Source organism: Pseudomonas sp. I2 (assembly GCF_040984075.1).
Classification (GTDB): Bacteria; Pseudomonadota; Gammaproteobacteria; order Pseudomonadales; family Pseudomonadaceae; genus Aquipseudomonas; species Aquipseudomonas guariconensis_B.
Genome location: NZ_JBCGFQ010000001.1, coordinates 89,411 through 107,898 on the forward strand (window position 1 = coordinate 89,411; position 18,488 = coordinate 107,898).

An 18,488-nucleotide genomic window follows, 5' to 3' on the forward strand; every position below is an offset into this window, starting at 1 on the left:
CGAGTGGCGGTCAGCGACTGTCTTGCAATCGGTTCAGGTCGTCCGCTGCAACGGCTCGACGCCCAGGGCCTCGGCCATACGCACCAGGTCGGCGACCGAGCGCGCAGCCAGCTTCTTCATCACCTGGCCGCGGTGAACCTTCACGGTCACTTCGCTGAGGTTGAGCTCGGCAGCGATCTGCTTGTTCATCAACCCGGCCACGACGAAGCGCAGCACTTCGCGCTCGCGCAGGGTCAGCGCCTCGAACGCCTGGCGCAGCGCCGCGCCGGACTGCTCGGCCTGCAGCCGTTCGCCATCGCGGGCCAGGGCGCTGGCCACCGCGTCGAGCATGTCCTGGTCGCGGAACGGCTTGGCCAGGAAGTCCACGGCGCCAGCCTTCATGGCCTTGACCGTCATAGCGATATCGCCGTGGCCAGTCATGAACACGATGGGCATGCGCACCCCGCTCTTCTCCATCTGCTCCTGGAACGCCAGGCCGCTCTCACCGCGCAGGCGCACGTCGAGAATCAGGCAACTGGGAGCATCTCGCCGGGCAAAGGACAGAAAGGCCTGGGTGGAATCGAAGGTCTGCACCTGCAGGCCGATGGAGCGCAACAGGCCATCGAGGGCGAGGCGCATGGACTCGTCGTCATCGACCACATAGACCACCGGCTCCTTCGGGCCTTGCGGCGGATTGGAATGCGACGACGAGCTCATCTTGCCTCCTTTTGGGACCGCGACACTCGCGGTGTGCAGATCAAAAAATCTAGTCCATGATGGGGCCCGCGGCAAAATGCCAGCCCAATGGTCATGGGGCCGGGGTGGTGTTTGCTGATTCGGCCATGGCGCGCGCCACGCCGCCGCTGCGAGCAAGGCTAGCCTGGCGAAGCGAAGCGCCGCCAGGCCAGAAATCCCTGAATATCGGCCACACCTATGGCCCTTGTAGCGCCCGGCCACTGTCACTCTTCCATCCGGCCCCCGAACAGGCAGAACATCGATGGCAAGCGCCTTTACTCCTCCTTTCCCGCTCCCGGCGACGATGCCGATCACCGTCGCCTTTGTCGCTTACCCGCAGATGGGCCTGCTCGACCTGAGCGGTGCCCAGACTGTGTTCTGGGCCGCCAGCAAGGCCCTGGCACAACGTGGCCTGCCAGGCTACCGACTGCTGACGGCAAGCCTGGGCGGCGGGCTGGTGAGCACCGTCGAAGGACTGTCGGTGAACACCTGCACCCTGGATGAGCTCGACCTCGCCGAAGTCGATACACTGGTTGTCCCCGGCGCCCCGGATATCTGCGAAACCCTCGACAGTCACGGTGAACTGGCGGCATGGCTGAACCACGCGGCGCCCAGGGTGCGCCGGGTTGCATCGGTGTGCAGTGGCGCCTTCCTGCTGGCCAAGGCTGGCCTGCTCGACGGCTGCCGCGCCGCGACCCACTGGGCCATGTGCGACACCCTGCAACAGCGCTTCCCGGCCCTGGAGGTGGATGCCGACGCGATCTTCATCCAGCAGGGCGCAGTCTGGACCTCGGCGGGTGTCACCGCCGGCATCGACCTGGCACTGGCGCTGGTGGAAGCCGACTGCGGCCGTGAAGTCAGCATGCAGGCGGCGCGGGAACTGGTGGTCTACCTCAAGCGCCCTGGCGGGCAGGCGCAGTACAGCACCCTGCTGCAATTGCAGACCCAGGACAGCCCAGCCTTCGACGAGCTGCACCTGTGGCTGGCGGAGAATCTGGGCGATGCGGAGCTCACCGTGGAACGCCTGGCCGAGCAGGCGAAGATGAGCCTGCGCAACTTCTCCCGCGTGTACAAGGAACGGACCGGGCGCACGCCGGCCAAGGCCATCGAACTGTTCCGGCTGGAAGCGGCCAAACGCCTGCTGGAAAACTCCTCACGCAACATCGAGCAGATTGCCCGCGCCTGCGGTTTTGCCGACGAGGAACGGCTGCGCAGCACCTTCCAGCGCCACCTGTCGATCTCGCCGCGCGACTACCGCAGCCGCTTCACCCGCTGAGCGTTTCAGCCGCGCTCAGGCCACAGCCAGCGCCAGCGAACGCTCCAGCTGCAGCTCCAGGTGACGGGCGAAACAGCCGCGCAGCCAGCGCTCGCGCGGGTCGGCATGGCTGGTGCCGCGCCAGGCCATGGACAGGTCCGGGCTCGACAGCGGCAGCGGTGCGTATTCGGCGCGCAGGCCTTCCACCCGCGCCATCGCCTGCGCCACATAGTCGGGCACGATGGCGAGCATGTCGCTGCCGGCCAGCAGTGCCGGCAAGGCGCTGAACTGCGGCACCGCCAGCACCACCCGGCGCTGCCGGTCATGACGGGCCAGCGCGCGGTCGACATCGTCGGTCACCTTGCCCAGCGCGGACACCGCCACATGGGGCCGCCGGCAGAACTCATCGAGGCTCACTGGCCCCGCCGCCGAATCCGCGCGCAGCAGCATCGGCTGCACCGGGCGCAGGCTGCGGCAATGGGCGCGGGCCGGCAGCTCCTGCGCCTGGCCGATGCCCAGGGAAATGTCCCCGGCGACCAGCCGTTGCGGCATTTGCCAGGCATCGACCCGGCGCACCACCAGGGTGATGTTCGGCGCTTCGGCACGCAGTTGCTGCATCAGCCGTGGCAGCAGCGCGTATTCGACTTCGTCGCAAAGCCCGACGTGGAAGGTTTCTTCGCTGGTGCGCGGGTCGAGCTCCCGCGCGCAGCTCAAGGCCAGGGCGATGCCTTCCAGGGCTGGCCCCAAGCGCACGTGGATTTCCTCGGCCCGTGCGGTGGGCTCCATCGCTCTCCCGCTGCGGATGAACAGCGGGTCGTCGAACATCGTCCGCAGGCGGTTCAGCGCACTGCTCACGGCGGTCTGACAGAGGAACAGGCGTTCGCCCGCCCGGGTCACGTTGCGCTCACGCATCATGGTTTCGAAGACCACCAGCAAGTTGATATCAGCATGTCGCAGGTCATTTCTGTTCATGGTTTCGCCCGCCTGGTGAAGTTGCATCCGAACAGCCTTTCGCTGGGCCCGCCCACTTCTCCAGGCTTGCGATGTGATTGCAGATTATCCAGGCGAAACCTTCGAGTTAGTCGTACATGGGTGCTATATCGCCACCCATTGGTTATCCGAACCGATACCTGGGTATTGTTCCGGAAAACTTGCCGACGTAAATATCATCGAAACTAGACTGCAAGCCGAAATATCCATACCCAGGTGTTGCTCCACTATACCTAGGTATACTTCTCCGACTTGTTCGACGGCGTATCTTGCAAGTACGGCAGGCGCCGCCACGAGCGCCCCAGAGGATGCAAAAGACGCAAATGCGCAATAAGGCTGTCATTGCAGTAGTCGACGACGACGAATCCCTGCGCACCGCGCTGGAAGGCCTGCTGCGCGCTACCGGCTACCTGGCGCGCACCTATGGCGGTGCCCGCGAGTTCCTCGACTCCGACGGCCCGGAACTGGCCGGCTGCCTGATCTCCGATATCCAGATGCCAGGCATGTGCGGCGTCGAACTCTACGAGGCGCTGCGCAGCCGTGGCCTGGAACTCCCAGTGATCTTCATGACCGCCTACCCCGGCGAAAAGCCGCGCATCAACACCGCAATGCCCGGCGTCATTGCCTGCCTGCCCAAGCCGTTCGAAGCCGACCAGTTGCTGGACTGCATCGAGACCGCCCTGCTGCCAAAGCCCTGAATTTCAGAATTCCCCGCCAAGTTACTGCGTCCACGCATTACCGCCCGAAAGAGTACTGCACGCAGCCTCTTTCGATACGTTCGTATAGTTCCCTTCCACACATGCGTAATTCCCGCACACCGATGTAGAAGTGCGCCCGGAAGTTCTCCTCCCTAGCATGGACTCACAGCGGACGACTGCAGACAGAACAACGCGAACCACAGTTTGCTAAACCCCGTCAGCGTCACGCCGAACTTGAAGCAGTTACTTCAAGGAAAATCATCCATTCGAGTCAGGAGCACATGATGAAACAGCAACTTCTGGTTATTGGCGCGGGCTTCGGTGGACTATGGAGCGCACTGAGCGCCGCCCGCCTGCTGGACATGCACAGCCGCAACGATGTGGAAATAACCCTGCTGGCGCCGCAGGCCGAACTGCGCATCCGCCCGCGCTTCTATGAACCTGACGTACACAGCATGTTCGCTCCACTGACCGAGCTGTTCGAGGCCGTGGGCGTGCGCTTCGTCAAGGGCACCGCCGAGAGCATCGACGAGCAGTCCCGCAAGGTCGGCTACCGTGACGAAACCGGCCGCGCCGGCGAGCTGAGCTACGACCGCCTGGTACTGGCCAGCGGCAGCCAGCTGTCCCGCCCGCCGGTGCCAGGCCTGAAGGAATATGCCTTCGACGTTGACCAGATCGAATCGGCGGCGCACCTGGAAAGCCACCTGATGTCGCTGCGCAACCAGCCGACCAGCCGCGCACGTAACACCGTGGTGATCGCTGGCGGCGGTTTCACCGGCATCGAGACCGCCACCGAAATGCCGGCCCGCCTGCGTGCGGTACTGGGTGAGGGCCAGGACGTCCGCGTGGTCATCGTCGATCGCGGCGAGCGCATCGGCGCGGTGATGGGCGAAGGCATCCGCCCGTCGATCATCGAGGCCTCCAACAGCCTGGGCATCGAATGGATCACCGGCGCCACGGTCTCCGCCGTGGACGCCAACGGCGTCACCCTCGCCGACGGCCGCCACATCGAGAGCCACACGGTGATCTGGACCGTGGGCTTCCGCGCCAGCGCGCTGACCGAACAGCTGACTGCCCAGCGTGATGGCCAGGGCCGCCTGCACGTGGACGGCAACCTCAAGGTGCGCGGACTGCAGAATGTCTTCGCCGCCGGCGATGTCGCCTACGCCGCCACCGATGACATCGGCAACTTCGCCGCGATGTCCTGCCAGCACGCCATCAGCCTCGGCCGACACGCCGGCAATAACGCCGCCGCCGACCTGCTCGGCGTCGCTCCGACCCAGTACCGCCAGCCCAAGTACGTCACCTGCCTCGACCTGGGCGCCTGGGGCGCCGTGTACACCGAAGGCTGGGACCGCCAGCTGAAGCTGGTCAAGGCCGAGGCCAAGGAACTCAAGACGCAGATCAACACCGTGTGGATCTACCCGCCGGCCGCCGACCGCCGCGCCGCCCTGGCGGCCGCCGACCCACTGATCCCGGTGGCCTGATCGCTGCTCTGCCCGCACTCCCTCGCCCCCGAGGGAGCGCCATTCGCCTGATGGACTCGACCTACAAGCAACAGGAGAACCACCATGACCATGCACCTGAACACCTTCGCCCAGCCCGATGCATCCACCCCGGCCCAGGAACTGGTGCCTTCGCGCTATGCCCTGCGTGTTGGCGAGATTGATGTGCTGGTGGTCAGCGACGGTGTGCTGCCGCTGCCGACCGAAACCATGTCGACCAACGCCACCCCGGAAGAACGCGCAGCCTGGTTCAAGGAGATGTACCTGGGCCCGGACATGTTCGACTGGGCGCTGAACGTACTGGTGGTGCGCAGCGGCGAGCAGACCATCCTGGTCGACGCCGGCCTGGGCAACCAGTTCCCCGGCTTCCCCCGCGCCGGGCAGTTCCCCAAGCGCCTGAAGGATGCCGGCATCGAGCTGTCATCGATCACCGATATCGTGATCACCCACATGCACATGGACCACATCGGCGGGCTGCTGACCGACCCCGTGAAGAACGGTCTGAGCCCTGAGGTGCGCATCCACGTCACGGCCACCGAAGTCGACTTCTGGAAGATCCCGGACTTCAGCCTGACCGAAATGCCGCAGCCAGTCCCGGATGTCCTGCGTCGCACTGCCAACGAATTCATGGCGCATTACGAAAGCCGGCTGCACATCTTCGAGGACGAACACCAGGTTGCGCCGGGCGTGGTGGCGAAGCTTACCGGCGGTCACACCCCCGGCCATTGCATCGTCTACGTCGATTCCGCCGGCGAGCGCCTGACCTTCGCCGGCGACGCGCTGTTCCCGGTGGCTTTCGACCATCCGGAATGGCACAACGGCTTCGAGCACGACCCGGAAGAATCGGTCCACGTGCGCGTGCGCCTGCTTCGCGAAGCGGCGGCCAGTGGCGAGCTGTTCGTCGCCACCCACCTGCCCTTCCCTTCGGTTGGCCGCGTAGCCATTGATGGTGATGCCTTCCGGTGGATTGCAGGCTTCTGGGACTACTGATACCAAATGTAAAGTGTTGCTACCCTTGTCCCGCTGGGTGCCTTTCAAACACCCAGCGGGACAAGGGTTTTGATTTTCAATGTCAGTAACTGGTTAGTAGCAGAGGCGCATCTTCAGGTGCAAGCAAGTCTTCAGATGGAAGAGTTTTGGATTTCGCTGGTAACTCCCCCCAAAAGGCTCCGGCCTGTATCCCGGTGCTAAAAGGGGGAACATCGTCAAACCTCAGTCTGCTCCGCCATCTCCAGAGCGTCATCGACCTCGATACCCAAATACCTCACAGTGCTTTCCAGCTTCGTATGGCCGAGCAGCAACTGCACCGCCCTCAGGTTTTTCGTTCTGCGATAGATCAACGATGCTTTGGTTCGACGAAGCGTATGGGTTCCGTAGAGCGTTGGGTCGAGACCGATTGTGGTTACCCAGGCTTTCACTATGCGGGCGTACTGCCTCGTGGAAATGTGAGCTGAACGTCGAGCACGACTGAGAAAAAGGAAATCGTCGCTGCGACAGCGAGCAGCACGGATCCAAGCTTCAACTGATGCTCTCGTCTGAGCGGTGATTTCGAACTGCACCGGCCGCTGGGTCTTCTGCCGCATCACGATCGCGCGTGTCGACACATGATCACCGTGAGCTATGTCTCTGACGCGCAGCTTCGTTAAATCGCAGGCTCGCAGCTTGCTGTCGATGGCGAGGTTGAACAGCGCCAGATCGCGATCCTTGTTCGCGATCTCAAGCCGCACTCTGATAGCCCAAATGTCCCTAAGTCGCAGCGGTGCTTTTTGGCCGACCAGTTTGCCCTTGTTCCAAGCTTCGCGAGCTTTTGTTGTGGGTGTGGCCATGATTAGTCCTCCACATAAGTGAAGGGCTAGGGTGCATCGCTCGCGACCTCAGGACTGCTTTCGGTCCAGGCTGTGTGAAAATGCATGCACCGTTTTATGGTCTGCGTTGCTACGTAAAATCTGACGGTGATTGGTCAGTCAGCAGGTCAAAAATTTACGTAGGAACGCGATTTTCGTTCCGATTCTGCGTGCAGAGCATGCTCTAAGACGTTTTCACACAGCCTGGGCCAAAAGCGGACTCTTCTGCAGCGTCTATAAAGACGACTATAGCGTTTGCAGGTATCAACGAATGAGGGGCACACACCTTGTAGTCGATGGCTCTCAAAGAGGAGCAAGGTTGCGCTGATGCATCCCGACTCGACTCATCTAGCCTATGATTCCCATGGCGTAGCCGGGCAGCATATGGTGTCTTCTGCGTGATTATGAGTAAGCGGAAGAATGGATGTTCAATCGCTTGAAGCGCGGTAAACTAGCCACTGAACCTTGATCACTCACTAAACTGCCTTAGCTTTCTGAAGGTGTTCCTTGTGGAGCTTTGTTTGGTAAGTGCTGCTAAAAACCCCCTTGCCGGGAACTCTAGGAAGGAGGTTTAGTGATCCGTTGCCCAGATAATCGTACAACCTTTTCAGAAGTAGGAAGTCCGCTCTATTTATAAAACTATTCAAGCTCTCTAGTGGTATAAATCCGTAAAGTGCTGCATCGATATTATTTTTTGCTCCTCTAGCTGTGACGCCGATCACTTCCATGGAGTCGTTAAACATAGGGCCACCGCTATTTCCCTCCATCAACGTAAAATCAACCAACCACAAATCTAGGTCGACCTGACGGCGTCGTTGAGTAGTATGGCCTTTTGCAATGTAGTGTGCGGCACCATCTCGATGTCTAGGGAAACCGATCGATAGAACTGGATCCGTGGGGCGAACAATCGTCTTGTCAGACTTGCGCAGAGCGGGGATGTTTCGAAATTCTTCATTGGGATGAAAAATAGCCAAGTCTGCCTTTTTGTCCGAAAGGATAAGATCTGCCGAATATTCTCTTGTGTCGCCGGCACGCTTGAATGAAATGGAGTGACGAGCGATCGTTTTTGATACTCCCGTGACCACGTGTTCATTGGTAACGATGCCGACCCCATCCAGAAGGAAGGCCGTCCCCTGAGATTCATCAATGATGTTGTTAACGACAAAAATCGAGTTCCCTAAGATCTCTTCAGGTGATTTTTTGAACTCCGGATTCTCTTTGCCTATAGCTACTGTGAATTCATACGCCAACCGACGATAGATTTTGTCGCCTCGCCCGCGAATCATTTGAATATAATTCAGCCGTCCTTTGACCACTTTAATAAAAAAATCGCCAGCATTCTCCTTTGTTCGCAGAATTTTACGAGGTTGAAGCGGCTGATTCTCACCCTTCAGAATCTCCAAATACTTGGCTTCTGCCATTTCAGGCCCGTAGCGGTTAAGAGCGTTGATCATCGAGCTCGTTAAACGGATGAATTCTCTGGTTACGTTTGGCATCTCATTGACAACCAGGCCCGTTACCATCTGGCGCTGCGTCCGATGCTGAAGACGTGTTTTTTCAGAGTTTATGATGAATCCATTGGATTTGATAATTTCTTCCAGTTCGCGCCCAGGTATCGCCCTGCCGTCCTCGGAAACTTCAACGATATCCTTCGGCAAGTATTTTGCAGTAGTGGTAAAGGAAAACGTAATGTCGTCAGCGTACCGTGTAAAATGACATTTACATGATTTTGCTAAGGCCTGAAGTTGTGAGTCAAGCTTTCGACAAATCATATTCGATATTAATGGTGAAGTTGGGGCGCCCTGAGCTAATTTTCCGTCGCTGCAGCAGATATGCGCCATAACTGTCGCAACATTGTAGGCTGCATCAAATGGGGGGGCCATGAATAAATTTCTGACTCGCCCAAAATGGATGCTTTCAAAAAAATCCTTCAGATCAATGTTGAAAACATATCTCTTTCTGGAGTGGATTTGAGCGTTTGTCTTGACGCTCCTACCCTTGACGAATCCATGGCTGGAAGGCTTGGGGGAATAGAATTTTTCGAGATGCGGCAAAAGCGCATGCTGAATTTTCTTCATCACCCGCTTAGGCGCTTTAATGGAGCGGTGGGTTTTGTTTTTCTTTAAGATGGAAAAGCTAACGTAATGGCTGCCTTTCCTCTTGTAAAGGAATTTGAGTAGCTTGTCTCGATCAACTTTTAATAACTGGCAGAACCCATCAAGGCTCTTGAAGCCCGGGCCAAGTAAATCCTTTAAAAGCTCGTCGATATCCATTCATTAGTACCGGACTTCGGGGCTATTTTCTCTTTTACCGTCGCCACCAGTATAGTCACCGTATAGCGCGATCAGGCAAAGCTACCCTTGCATTGGCCACCGCATATAGTCAGTGGAAAGTTAAATTGTGCCCCGAGCCCGATGGTAATTTGATATCACGGTGCTGAGTTCCGGTCAACGTCTCCAGCGTATTCTCCGGCCAACGTGCGATGAGGATATCGCTTAGGCGACATCGCCAAGCGCTGGTAAGGGGTTCGATAGCCGGTAAACTGCGCAGTGGCCGAACACGGCGACTGGAGGCTTCGCCGTAGGGGCTGGCGAGAGAGTCACGACAGTTGCAATACGCCGATCTGGGTCTTTTGATGATTCTGACAGGCCGCTTCTGGCCGATTCTGTTGAAAAAGTCGGCCTCTGGGAGAGCTGCTTTTTAGCAGCTCAAAAAACGCTCCAATTCTGGCGTTGCTGTGTAAAAACCAAGACAGCTCCGTCTTCTGCCTTCTGAGCAAGCCAGATTTCAACGTCGCCCCCCCTTTCGTGAGCAAAATCGCGGAGGGACTTTTTCAACAGAATCAGTCGAAAGCAGCCGTCATCTGGCTAAAAAAGCACACCCTGAATCACTGGCCCAACCGGTACAGGAAAGCATTTCCACGAAGCTCCTGGAGGCTATCAGTACGGGAATGACATTGATAAGGCACCACTTTGACGTACGATACTTCACATCAACCTTGGAGTGGCCACTTTCGACATGAACACAGCCTCAGACACCAAGCAGAAACGGATCAACCTCCGCCTGCAGAAGAGCGCTAAGAAACCCCTGGAACGCGCCGCAAGCTTCGAGAGGAAGACCGTCAGCCAGTTCATCCTGAACAGCGCACTGGCACATGCCGAGAAGACCATCCGTGAGCATGAGGTCATGAGTCCGAAGGCGAGCGATGCAGAAGCGTTCTTCGATGCGCTGAGCAAGCCGGTCACGTTCAACAAGAAGTTGGCCGACGTCCTTGAGAGTCACGAACAGCGTGTCACCGGCCGATGAGCGAGCGAGTCGATCTGCTCATCACGCCTTAGCCACCAACCATCACCGAGCCGGTTTCCAATGCGGCGTAAACGCACTGGACGACTACCTACACAAGCAAGCCGGCCACGACGTGAAGCGTCGCGTTAGCCGGGTATTCGTCGCCACAACGTTGGAGCAGCCAGATGCCATCACGGGTTACTACACCCTTTCCAGCCTGTCGATCGAGTTCGACCAGCTTCCCGAAAAGCTTGCTCGCAGACTGCCCCGCCACCCACTCCCCGCCGCCTTGCTCGGCCGCCTCGCCATCAGCCAGGATGCTCAGGGTCGTGGCATAGGCGGATTGCTGCTAGCCGATGCCATCAAGCGTACGCTGGCCGTCAGCAATCAGATCGCAATCTACGCCTTGGTCGTCGACGTCATCGACGACCAGGTTCGGGGATTCTACGAGCAATACGGGTTCTTGCCGCTTGATTCGGATAGCCGTCGCTTATTCCTGCCACTGCAATCCTTTTAATCACTCGCCAGACAGGAACACCCCTGCCGGCTCAGCTCACACAAAGCCCTCCACCGATCCCTCCTCACGGGTAGTGACCAGCGCAAAAATCCCCGGTGGGGCAAAAAGTGGGGCAAAAATCGGAAGCCCTCAAAAACCACAGGCATAAAAAATCCAGCCACCGCTAAGTGACTGGATTTCTTGAGGTTTTTTGGTCGGGACGGAGTGATTCGAACACTCGACCCCTTGCACCCCATGCAAGTGCGCTACCGGGCTGCGCTACGCCCCGAACTGTTCTCGATACCGCTGAGAACGTTGAGAAATGTACCCTAACCTTCTGATAAATGGAAGCTTTTTTTCAAAAAACTTTCCACTCGCCAGCGTCAGGTCACTTCTTGAGCACCACCAGTACATCTTCCAACTCGGCAATCATCTGCCGAATCAGCTGTTTGTACTGGGTAGTGTCATCCTTGGCCTCATCACTGGAGAGCCGCAAGCGCGCCCCGCCGATGGTGAAGCCCTGGTCATACAGCAACGCGCGGATCTGGCGGATCATCAACACATCCTGGCGCTGGTAATACCGCCGGTTGCCGCGGCGCTTGACCGGGTTGAGCTGCGGGAACTCCTGCTCCCAATAACGCAGCACGTGCGGTTTTACCGCACAGAGCTCACTGACCTCACCGATGGTGAAGTAGCGCTTGCCCGGAATGGGGGGCAGCTCGTCGTTATGGCTTGGTTCCAGCATAGGCCTCAACCCGGGCTTTCAGTTTCTGCCCTGGACGAAAGGTGACGACGCGGCGTGCGGTGATCGGGATCTCTTCCCCTGTCTTGGGGTTGCGGCCCGGCCGCTGGCGTTTGTCGCGAAGGTCGAAGTTGCCGAAACCGGACAACTTGACCTGCTCGTTCTCTTCAAGTGCGTGCCGAATTTCTTCGAAAAACAGCTCGACCAGCTCCTTGGCCTCTCGCTTGTTGAGCCCCAGCTCCTCGTACAGCCTTTCGGCCATCTCAGCTTTCGTCAGAGCACCCATACGCTATTTCCTTAACGTGGTGTTCAACCTTTGTTCGAGCGAGGTGAGGATATCTTGCAGGGTCGCGTTCACCTCATCGTCGTTAAGAGTGCGCGATGGATGCTGCCAGGTCAAGCCAACGGCGAGGCTTTTTCTATCAGGATCAATACCTTTACCCTGGTAGACATCAAACAGCCTGAGGTCTGTCAGCCATTCGCCTGCATTGTCACGAATTACGTCAAGCACCGAGCTAGAAGCTACATCACGACCTGCGATCAACGCCAGGTCACGCCTCACTTCCGGGAACTTGGACAGCTCGCTGAACCTTGGCAGGCGGCCTTCGACCACATCGCCCAGCACCAGCTCGAAGACGAACACCGGGCGGTCCAGGCCGAGGGTCTTGGCCAGTTCCGGATGGATCGCGCCGAGGTAACCGACTTCCTTGCCGTCGCGCTCGATGCGGGCGGTCTGGCCTGGATGCAGGGCCGGGTGCTTGCCGGCGACGAAGGTGAACGCGTCCAGGGCGCCGGAATAGCCCAGCAGGGCTTCCACATCGGCCTTGACGTCGAAGAAGTCGATGCCGTCACGGCCGTTGGCCCAGCCTTCGGGCAGGCGGCTGCCGGTGGCGACGCCGGCGATCATCGGCTGCTGCTTGAGGTCGCCCAGTTGGCCGACGAAGCGCTGGCCGCTTTCGAACAGGCGGACACGGTCCTGCTGGCGGTTGAGGTTGTGCTGCAGCGCCTTGACCAGGCCCGGCCACAGGGACGCACGCATGGCGGCCATGTCGCTGGAAATGGGGTTGGCCAGCAGCAGCGGCTCGATGCCGGGGCTGAACAGTTCGAACAGCTTCGGGTCGATGAAGCTGTAGGTGATGGCTTCCTGGTAGCCACGGGCGACCAGCAGGCGGCGCAGGGTCGGCAGTTCGCCGCGGGCTTCCGGGCGGGACTGGGGCGCGAGGCGTGCCTGCGGGTAGCGCACTGGCAAGTGGTTGTAGCCGTACAGGCGGGCCAGCTCCTCGATCAGGTCGACTTCCAGGCTGATATCGAAGCGATGGCTCGGAACCTCGACGGTCCACTGCCCTGCCCCGCTGGCGCTGGTCTTCAGGCCCAGGGCGTTGAGCAGTTGCTCGACTTGCGCGGCGTCCATCTCCATGCCGAGCATCTGGGTGATACGTTCGGCGCGCAGGGTGATCGGCGCGACCTTGGGCAGGTGCTGCTCGCTGACGGCCTCGACGATCGGGCCGGCTTCGCCGCCGACGATCTCCAGGACCAGCGCAGTAGCGCGTTCCATGGCTTCGCGGGCCAGTTGCGAATCGACGCCACGCTCGTAGCGGTGCGAGGCATCGGTGTGCAGGCCGTAGGAGCGGGCCTTGCCGGCGACGGAGATCGGCTCGAAGAAGGCGCTCTCGAGGAACAGGTCGCGGGTCTTCTCGGTGGACACACCGCTGTGCTCGCCGCCCATGACGCCGGCGATGGCCAGGGCGCGGGTGTGGTCGGCGATGACCAGGGTGTCGCTACGCAGGGCGACTTCCTGGCCGTCCAGCAGGACGAGCTTCTCGCCCTCCTCGGCCATGCGCACGCGGATGCCGCCGTTGATTTCGGCGAGATCGAAGGCGTGCATCGGCTGGCCGAGTTCGAGCATCACGTAGTTGGTGATGTCGACGGCGGCGTCGATGCTGCGTACATCGGCGCGGCGCAGGCGCTCGACCATCCACAGCGGGGTCGGCCTGGACAGATCGACGTTGCGGATCACGCGGCCCAGGTAGCGTGGGCAGGCCGCCGGGGCCAGGACGTCGACCGGGCGCACTTCGTCGTGGGCCGGGGCAACGGCCGGCACCTGCGGGCGGGTGACCGGGGCGGCGTACAGGGCGCCGACTTCACGGGCCAGGCCCGCCAGCGACAGGCAGTCGCCGCGGTTCGGGGTCAGGTCGACCTCGATGCTGGCGTCGTCCAGGCTCAGGTAGGTACGGATGTCTTCACCTACCGGGGCGTCGGCGGCCAGCTCCAGCAGGCCGTCGTTCTCTTCGCTGATCTGCAGCTCGGCAGCCGAGCAGAGCATGCCGAAGGACTCGACGCCACGCAGCTTGGCCTTCTTGATCTTGAAGTCGCCCGGCAGCTCGGCGCCGATCATGGCGAAGGGGATCTTCAGGCCCGGGCGCACGTTGGGGGCGCCGCAGACGACCTGGAAGGTCTCCTGGCCGTTGCTGACCTGGCACACGCGCAGCTTGTCGGCGTCCGGGTGCTGTTCGGTGGCGAGTACTTCGCCCACCACGATGCCGCTGAACTGGCCGGCAGCGGGGGTGACGCTGTCGACTTCGAGGCCGGCCATGGACAGGCGAGCGACCAGTTCGTCACGGGAGACTTGCGGGTTTACCCAACCGCGCAGCCACTGTTCACTGAATTTCATGCTGTTCTCCTGAAAATTGCGTCAAGTACGGACCTAGCGGAATTGCGCGAGGAACCGCAGGTCGTTGTCGAAGAACAGACGCAAATCGTTGACGCCATAGCGCAGCATGGCCAGGCGCTCGGCGCCCATGCCGAAGGCGAAGCCCTGGTACTCTTCCGGGTCGATGCCAGACATGCGCAGCACGTTCGGGTGGACCATGCCGCAGCCCATCACCTCGAGCCAGCCGGTCTGCTTGCACACCCGGCAGCCGTTGCCAGAGCACATCACGCACTGGATGTCGACCTCGGCGGACGGCTCGGTGAAGGGGAAGAACGACGGACGGAAGCGCACCGCCAGCTCCTTCTCGAAGAACACCCGGAGGAACTCCTCGATGGTGCCCTTGAGGTCGGCGAAGTTGATGCCACGGTCGACCAGCAGGCCTTCGACCTGGTGGAACATCGGCGAGTGGGTGATATCCGAGTCGCAGCGATACACGCGGCCTGGGCAGACAATGCGGATCGGCGGCTGGGTCGACTCCATGGTCCGCACCTGCACCGGCGAGGTGTGGGTACGCAGCAGCATGTTGGCATTGAAGTAGAAGGTGTCGTGCATCGCCCGGGCCGGGTGGTGGCCGGGGATGTTGAGGGCTTCGAAGTTGTGGTAGTCGTCTTCGACCTCGGGGCCTTCGGCAATGCCGTAGCCGATATGGGTGAAGAACTGTTCGATGCGCTCGAGAGTACGGGTGATCGGGTGCAGGCCACCGGAGGTCTGGCCACGGCCTGGCAGGGTCACATCAATGCATTCTGCCGCCAGGCGAGCGCTGAGCTCGGCCTCTTCGAAAGCGGCCTTGCGTGCGTTGAGCACTTCGGTGACGCGCTCCTTGGCGTCGTTGATCAGCGCACCGACCTTGGGGCGCTCTTCGGCTGGCAGGTTGCCCAGGGTCTTCATCACCTGGGTCAGCTCGCCTTTCTTGCCGAGGAATTGAACCCGGATCTGTTCCAGGGCATTGATGTCTTCAGCGCGCTCCACGGCCTCCAGGGCTTGGGAGACCAGCGCATCCAGGTTTTCCATGTACAGACTCCAGATACGAAAATAGGGGAAGAACCTTGCAGGCTCTTCCCCTATCGATGACGTTCAACACCTGGCGCCGCAAGCGCCGCCAGGTGATTGTCGTGGGTACTTAAGCCAGGACGGCTTTAGCTTTCTCGACAATCGCAGCAAACGCCGCTTTTTCGTTCACTGCCAGGTCGGCCAGAACCTTGCGGTCGATTTCGATCGACGCTTTTTTCAGGCCAGCGATCAGACGGCTGTAGGACAGGCCGTTGGTGCGGGCACCGGCGTTGATACGAGCGATCCACAGGGCGCGGAACTGACGCTTCTTCTGGCGACGGTCACGGTAGGCATATTGACCAGCCTTGATGACCGCCTGCTTGGCGACGCGGAATACGCGCGAACGCGCACCGTAGTAGCCTTTAGCCAGTTTCAGAATTTTCTTGTGACGCTTACGAGCGATGACGCCGCGCTTTACACGAGCCATGAGTAACTTCCTCTATCGTTGACCAGAATTAACGTACGCGCAGCATGCGCTCGACTTTTGCCACGTCGGACGGGTGCAGCAGGCTGGCACCGCGCAGTTGACGCTTACGCTTGGTCGACATTTTGGTCAGGATGTGGCTCTTGAAAGCGTGCTTGTGCTTGAAGCCGGAAGCGGTTTTCAGGAAACGCTTCGCAGCACCGCTCTTGGTTTTCATCTTTGGCATGTTTGGAACTCCGCATTCGATAAATTACACATAACCATTAGGCCTGCCGTGCCCAGGAGGTTATTTCTTCTTTTTGGGGGCGATGACCATCATAAGCTGGCGTCCTTCCATCTTCGGATGCTGTTCGACGGTACCGTATTCGGCGAGGTCGGCTTCGACCCGCTTCAGCAGTTCCATCCCCAGCTCCTGGTGGGCCATCTCACGGCCGCGGAATCTCAGAGAGATCTTGGCCTTGTCCCCATCGCTAAGGAAACGTACCAGGTTGCGTAGTTTTACCTGGTAATCCCCTTCTTCCGTCCCTGGACGAAACTTGATTTCCTTGATCTGGATCTGCTTCTGGTTCTTCTTGGCTTCGTTGGCCTGCTTCTTCTTCTCGAAGAGGTGCTTGCCGTAGTCCATGACCTTGCAGACAGGCGGTTGCGCGTCGGCAGAGATCTCCACCAGATCCAGTCTCGCTTCTTCAGCGATACGCAGCGCTTCATCAATCGAGACGATGCCAACCTGATCGCCGTTGGCTCCAATTAACCGAACCTCGCGTGCCGAGATATTCTCGTTGATCGGGGCCTTCGGTGCAGTTCGTTTATCGTTTCTCATTTCACGCTTAATAGTCATTACTCCGATTCTAGGCGACCGCGCTGGGCAACTGCGTCAGCGAGCAGTTGGGTGAATTGGGATACCGGCATGGAGCCGAGGTCCTGGCCTTCACGGGTGCGTACGGCGACGGTCTGCGTTTCGACTTCGCGATCCCCTATAACCAAAAGGTACGGGACCTTGAGCAAAGTATGCTCGCGGATTTTAAAGCCGATCTTCTCATTTCTCAAGTCGGACTTGGCACGGAAACCGCTACCGTTCAGGGATTTTTCCACCTCGAGGGCGAAATCGGCCTGCTTGTCGGTGATGTTCATGATCACCGCCTGGGTCGGCGCCAGCCAGGCCGGGAACGCCCCTTCGTAGTGCTCGATCAGGATCCCGACGAAACGCTCGAACGAACCGAGGATGGCACGGTGCAGCATCACCGGGTGCTTGCGGCCGTTGTCTTCGGAGACGTACTCGGCGCCAAGGCGGATCGGCAGGTTGAAGTCCAGCTGCAGGGTTCCGCATTGCCACACGCGGCCCAGGCAGTCCTTGAGCGAGAACTCGATCTTCGGGCCATAGAAGGCGCCCTCGCCCGGCTGCAGGTCGTACGGCAGGCCGGCGGCGTCCAGGGCCGCGGCCAGCGCGCCTTCGGCGCGGTCCCACAGCTCGTCGGAGCCGACGCGCTTTTCCGGACGGGTGGACAGCTTGAGCTGGATGTCCTGGAAGCCGAAGTCACGGTAGACGTCCAGGGTCAGCTTGATGAACGCGGCCGACTCGGACTGCATCTGCTCTTCGGTGCAGAAGATGTGCGCATCGTCCTGGGTGAAGCCGCGCACACGCATGATGCCGTGCAGCGCGCCGGACGGCTCGTTGCGGTGGCAGGCACCGAACTCGGCCAGGCGCAGCGGCAGTTCGCGGTAGCTCTTCAGGCCCTGGTTGAACACCTGCACGTGGCAGGGGCAGTTCATCGGCTTGATGGCGTAGTCGCGGTTTTCCGACTCGGTGGTGAACATGTTTTCGGCATAGTTCGCCCAGTGCCCGGACTTTTCCCACAGGGAGCGATCGACCACCTGCGGCGTCTTGATTTCCAGGTAGCCGTTGTCACGCTGGACCTTGCGCATGTACTGCTCGAGGACCTGGTAGACCGTCCAGCCGGCCGGGTGCCAGAACACCATGCCCGGCGCTTCTTCCTGCAGGTGGAACAGGCCCAGGCGCTTGCCGATCTTGCGATGGTCGCGCTTCTCGGCCTCTTCGATGCGCTGGATGTACGCCGCCAGTTGCTTCTTGTCGGCCCAGGCGGTGCCGTACACGCGCTGCAGCTGCTCGTTCTTGGCGTCGCCACGCCAGTAGGCGCCGGACAGCTTGGTCAGCTTGAAGGCCTTCAAGAAGCGGGTATTCGGCACATGCGGGCCACGGCACATGTCGACGTATTCTTCGTGGTAGTACAGGCCCATGGCCTGCTCGTCGGGCATGTCCTCGACCAGGCGCAGCTTGTAGTCCTCGCCACGGCTCTTGAACACGTCGATGACTTCGCCGCGCGGGGTCATCTTCTTGATGACGTCGTAGTCCTTGTCGATCAGCTGCTGCATGCGCTGCTCGATGGCGGCCAGGTCGTCGGGGGTGAAAGGACGCTCGTAGGCGATGTCGTAGTAGAAGCCTTCGTCGATCACCGGGCCGATCACCATCCTGGCGGTCGGGTACAGTTGCTTCACCGCGTGACCGATCAGGTGGGCGCACGAGTGGCGGATGATCTCCAGTCCCTCTTCATCCTTGGGCGTGATGATCTGCAGGGTGGCGTCATTCTCGATCAGGTCGCAGGCGTCGACCAGTTTGCCGTTGACCTTGCCGGCCAGAGTGGCCTTGGCGAGGCCCGCGCCGATGGATGCGGCGACTTCGGCAACGGTGACGGCCTTGTCGAACGTACGTTGACTGCCATCGGGAAGAGTAATTACGGGCATGGCGCCTCCTCTCCT

18 protein-coding genes and 1 tRNA gene are annotated in these 18,488 nt (G+C 60.2%); 6 read left to right on the forward strand and 13 right to left on the reverse strand.

Annotated features, from left to right (window positions below; translation table 11 throughout):
• Nucleotides 1-33: 33 nt before the first annotated feature.
• A complete protein-coding gene (locus tag WCE05_RS00385; RefSeq protein ID WP_368815265.1) occupies nt 34-696 on the reverse strand; it encodes a response regulator transcription factor in 663 nt (220 codons plus the stop codon).
• 322 nt (nt 697-1,018) lie between these two features.
• Between WCE05_RS00385 and WCE05_RS00390 the strand changes: the two genes are divergently transcribed.
• Nucleotides 1,019-1,990 (forward strand): GlxA family transcriptional regulator, encoded by a 972-nt coding sequence (locus WCE05_RS00390; protein WP_116802133.1) that lies wholly within the window; start codon nt 1,019-1,021, stop codon nt 1,988-1,990.
• Between the two features lie 15 nt (nt 1,991-2,005).
• Here the strand turns inward: WCE05_RS00390 and WCE05_RS00395 are convergent, their stop codons facing one another.
• The gene (locus WCE05_RS00395; RefSeq protein WP_368815266.1) at nt 2,006-2,941 is read right to left on the reverse strand and encodes a LysR family transcriptional regulator; all 936 of its coding nucleotides are present in this window, start codon (nt 2,939-2,941) and stop codon (nt 2,006-2,008) included.
• A 341-nt stretch (nt 2,942-3,282) separates the two neighbouring features.
• Between WCE05_RS00395 and WCE05_RS00400 the strand changes: the two genes are divergently transcribed.
• The 3 genes from WCE05_RS00400 to WCE05_RS00410 all read left to right on the forward strand — a co-directional run bounded on the left by WCE05_RS00400 (nt 3,283) and on the right by WCE05_RS00410 (nt 6,152).
• Nucleotides 3,283-3,657 carry a response regulator transcription factor gene (locus WCE05_RS00400; protein ID WP_368815268.1) on the forward strand — a complete coding sequence of 125 codons (375 nt, stop codon included), beginning with the start codon at nt 3,283-3,285 and terminating at the stop codon, nt 3,655-3,657.
• Between the two features lie 284 nt (nt 3,658-3,941).
• Nucleotides 3,942-5,144 carry an NAD(P)/FAD-dependent oxidoreductase gene (locus WCE05_RS00405; protein ID WP_368815269.1) on the forward strand — a complete coding sequence of 401 codons (1,203 nt, stop codon included), beginning with the start codon at nt 3,942-3,944 and terminating at the stop codon, nt 5,142-5,144.
• Between the two features lie 84 nt (nt 5,145-5,228).
• Entirely contained in the window at nt 5,229-6,152 is a 924-nt protein-coding gene (locus tag WCE05_RS00410) for an MBL fold metallo-hydrolase (RefSeq protein WP_368815271.1), read from the forward strand.
• A gap of 215 nt (nt 6,153-6,367) precedes the next feature.
• Here WCE05_RS00410 and WCE05_RS00415 read toward each other — a convergent pair whose 3' ends face one another.
• The gene (locus WCE05_RS00415; protein ID WP_368815272.1) at nt 6,368-6,988 is read right to left on the reverse strand and encodes a tyrosine-type recombinase/integrase; all 621 of its coding nucleotides are present in this window, start codon (nt 6,986-6,988) and stop codon (nt 6,368-6,370) included.
• Nucleotides 6,989-7,482: 494 nt separating this feature from the next.
• Complete coding sequence (locus WCE05_RS00420; protein WP_368815273.1) at nt 7,483-9,279, reverse strand: reverse transcriptase domain-containing protein; 1,797 nt, start codon at nt 9,277-9,279, stop codon at nt 7,483-7,485.
• 745 nt (nt 9,280-10,024) lie between these two features.
• On the opposite strand from WCE05_RS00420, the gene WCE05_RS00425 reads away from it, so the two are divergent.
• Both WCE05_RS00425 and WCE05_RS00430 read left to right on the forward strand, forming a co-directional pair.
• Nucleotides 10,025-10,312, forward strand: a complete 288-nt coding sequence (locus WCE05_RS00425) for a DUF1778 domain-containing protein (protein ID WP_368815274.1) — start codon at nt 10,025-10,027, stop codon at nt 10,310-10,312.
• A gap of 112 nt (nt 10,313-10,424) precedes the next feature.
• Nucleotides 10,425-10,808, forward strand: a complete 384-nt coding sequence (locus WCE05_RS00430; RefSeq protein ID WP_368815275.1) for a GNAT family N-acetyltransferase — start codon at nt 10,425-10,427, stop codon at nt 10,806-10,808.
• Nucleotides 10,809-10,999: 191 nt separating this feature from the next.
• Here WCE05_RS00430 and WCE05_RS00435 read toward each other — a convergent pair.
• The 9 genes from WCE05_RS00435 to thrS all read right to left on the reverse strand — a co-directional run bounded on the left by WCE05_RS00435 (nt 11,000) and on the right by thrS (nt 18,473).
• Nucleotides 11,000-11,076 (reverse strand) — tRNA-Pro (locus tag WCE05_RS00435).
• Between the two features lie 99 nt (nt 11,077-11,175).
• Nucleotides 11,176-11,532: a MerR family transcriptional regulator gene (locus WCE05_RS00440; protein ID WP_043213594.1), complete on the reverse strand. Its 357-nt coding sequence runs from the start codon at nt 11,530-11,532 to the stop codon at nt 11,176-11,178.
• Nucleotides 11,513-11,815, reverse strand: a complete 303-nt coding sequence (gene ihfA / locus WCE05_RS00445) for an integration host factor subunit alpha (RefSeq protein WP_003250679.1) — start codon at nt 11,813-11,815, stop codon at nt 11,513-11,515. Before ihfA ends, WCE05_RS00440 begins: the two co-directional genes overlap by 20 nt.
• 3 nt (nt 11,816-11,818) lie before the next feature.
• Nucleotides 11,819-14,200, reverse strand: a complete 2,382-nt coding sequence (gene pheT / locus WCE05_RS00450; protein WP_368815276.1) for a phenylalanine--tRNA ligase subunit beta — start codon at nt 14,198-14,200, stop codon at nt 11,819-11,821.
• Between the two features lie 33 nt (nt 14,201-14,233).
• Nucleotides 14,234-15,250 (reverse strand): phenylalanine--tRNA ligase subunit alpha, encoded by a 1,017-nt coding sequence (gene pheS / locus WCE05_RS00455; protein WP_225788367.1) that lies wholly within the window; start codon nt 15,248-15,250, stop codon nt 14,234-14,236.
• 109 nt (nt 15,251-15,359) lie between these two features.
• A complete protein-coding gene (gene rplT, locus WCE05_RS00460) occupies nt 15,360-15,716 on the reverse strand; it encodes a 50S ribosomal protein L20 (RefSeq protein ID WP_003250671.1) in 357 nt (118 codons plus the stop codon).
• A 28-nt stretch (nt 15,717-15,744) separates the two neighbouring features.
• Nucleotides 15,745-15,939: a 50S ribosomal protein L35 gene (gene rpmI / locus WCE05_RS00465; protein ID WP_003250667.1), complete on the reverse strand. Its 195-nt coding sequence runs from the start codon at nt 15,937-15,939 to the stop codon at nt 15,745-15,747.
• Nucleotides 15,940-15,999: 60 nt separating this feature from the next.
• Nucleotides 16,000-16,551, reverse strand: coding sequence for a translation initiation factor IF-3 (gene infC, locus WCE05_RS00470; protein ID WP_225788368.1), 552 nt, complete (start codon nt 16,549-16,551; stop codon nt 16,000-16,002).
• On the reverse strand, nt 16,551-18,473 hold the full coding sequence (gene thrS / locus WCE05_RS00475) for a threonine--tRNA ligase (protein ID WP_368815277.1): 1,923 nt from the start codon (nt 18,471-18,473) through the stop codon (nt 16,551-16,553). The genes infC and thrS overlap by 1 nt, the downstream gene beginning before the upstream one ends.
• Nucleotides 18,474-18,488 lie beyond the last annotated feature (15 nt).

Bases quoted from the DNA above. Each gene is read 5' to 3' on its own strand.
- WCE05_RS00385 (WP_368815265.1), bottom strand. From the start codon at position 696: ATGAGCTCGTCGTCGCATTCCAATCCGCCGCAAGGCCCGAAGGAGCCG.
- WCE05_RS00390 (WP_116802133.1), top strand. From the start codon at position 1,019: ATGCCGATCACCGTCGCCTTTGTCGCTTACCCGCAGATGGGCCTGCTC.
- WCE05_RS00395 (WP_368815266.1), bottom strand. From the start codon at position 2,941: ATGAACAGAAATGACCTGCGACATGCTGATATCAACTTGCTGGTGGTC.
- WCE05_RS00400 (WP_368815268.1), top strand. From the start codon at position 3,283: ATGCGCAATAAGGCTGTCATTGCAGTAGTCGACGACGACGAATCCCTG.
- WCE05_RS00405 (WP_368815269.1), top strand. From the start codon at position 3,942: ATGAAACAGCAACTTCTGGTTATTGGCGCGGGCTTCGGTGGACTATGG.
- WCE05_RS00410 (WP_368815271.1), top strand. From the start codon at position 5,229: ATGACCATGCACCTGAACACCTTCGCCCAGCCCGATGCATCCACCCCG.
- WCE05_RS00415 (WP_368815272.1), bottom strand. From the start codon at position 6,988: ATGGCCACACCCACAACAAAAGCTCGCGAAGCTTGGAACAAGGGCAAA.
- WCE05_RS00420 (WP_368815273.1), bottom strand. From the start codon at position 9,279: ATGGATATCGACGAGCTTTTAAAGGATTTACTTGGCCCGGGCTTCAAG.
- WCE05_RS00425 (WP_368815274.1), top strand. From the start codon at position 10,025: ATGAACACAGCCTCAGACACCAAGCAGAAACGGATCAACCTCCGCCTG.
- WCE05_RS00440 (WP_043213594.1), bottom strand. From the start codon at position 11,532: ATGCTGGAACCAAGCCATAACGACGAGCTGCCCCCCATTCCGGGCAAG.
- ihfA (WP_003250679.1), bottom strand. From the start codon at position 11,815: ATGGGTGCTCTGACGAAAGCTGAGATGGCCGAAAGGCTGTACGAGGAG.
- pheT (WP_368815276.1), bottom strand. From the start codon at position 14,200: ATGAAATTCAGTGAACAGTGGCTGCGCGGTTGGGTAAACCCGCAAGTC.
- pheS (WP_225788367.1), bottom strand. From the start codon at position 15,250: ATGGAAAACCTGGATGCGCTGGTCTCCCAAGCCCTGGAGGCCGTGGAG.
- rplT (WP_003250671.1), bottom strand. From the start codon at position 15,716: ATGGCTCGTGTAAAGCGCGGCGTCATCGCTCGTAAGCGTCACAAGAAA.
- rpmI (WP_003250667.1), bottom strand. From the start codon at position 15,939: ATGCCAAAGATGAAAACCAAGAGCGGTGCTGCGAAGCGTTTCCTGAAA.
- infC (WP_225788368.1), bottom strand. From the start codon at position 16,551: ATGACTATTAAGCGTGAAATGAGAAACGATAAACGAACTGCACCGAAG.
- thrS (WP_368815277.1), bottom strand. From the start codon at position 18,473: ATGCCCGTAATTACTCTTCCCGATGGCAGTCAACGTACGTTCGACAAG.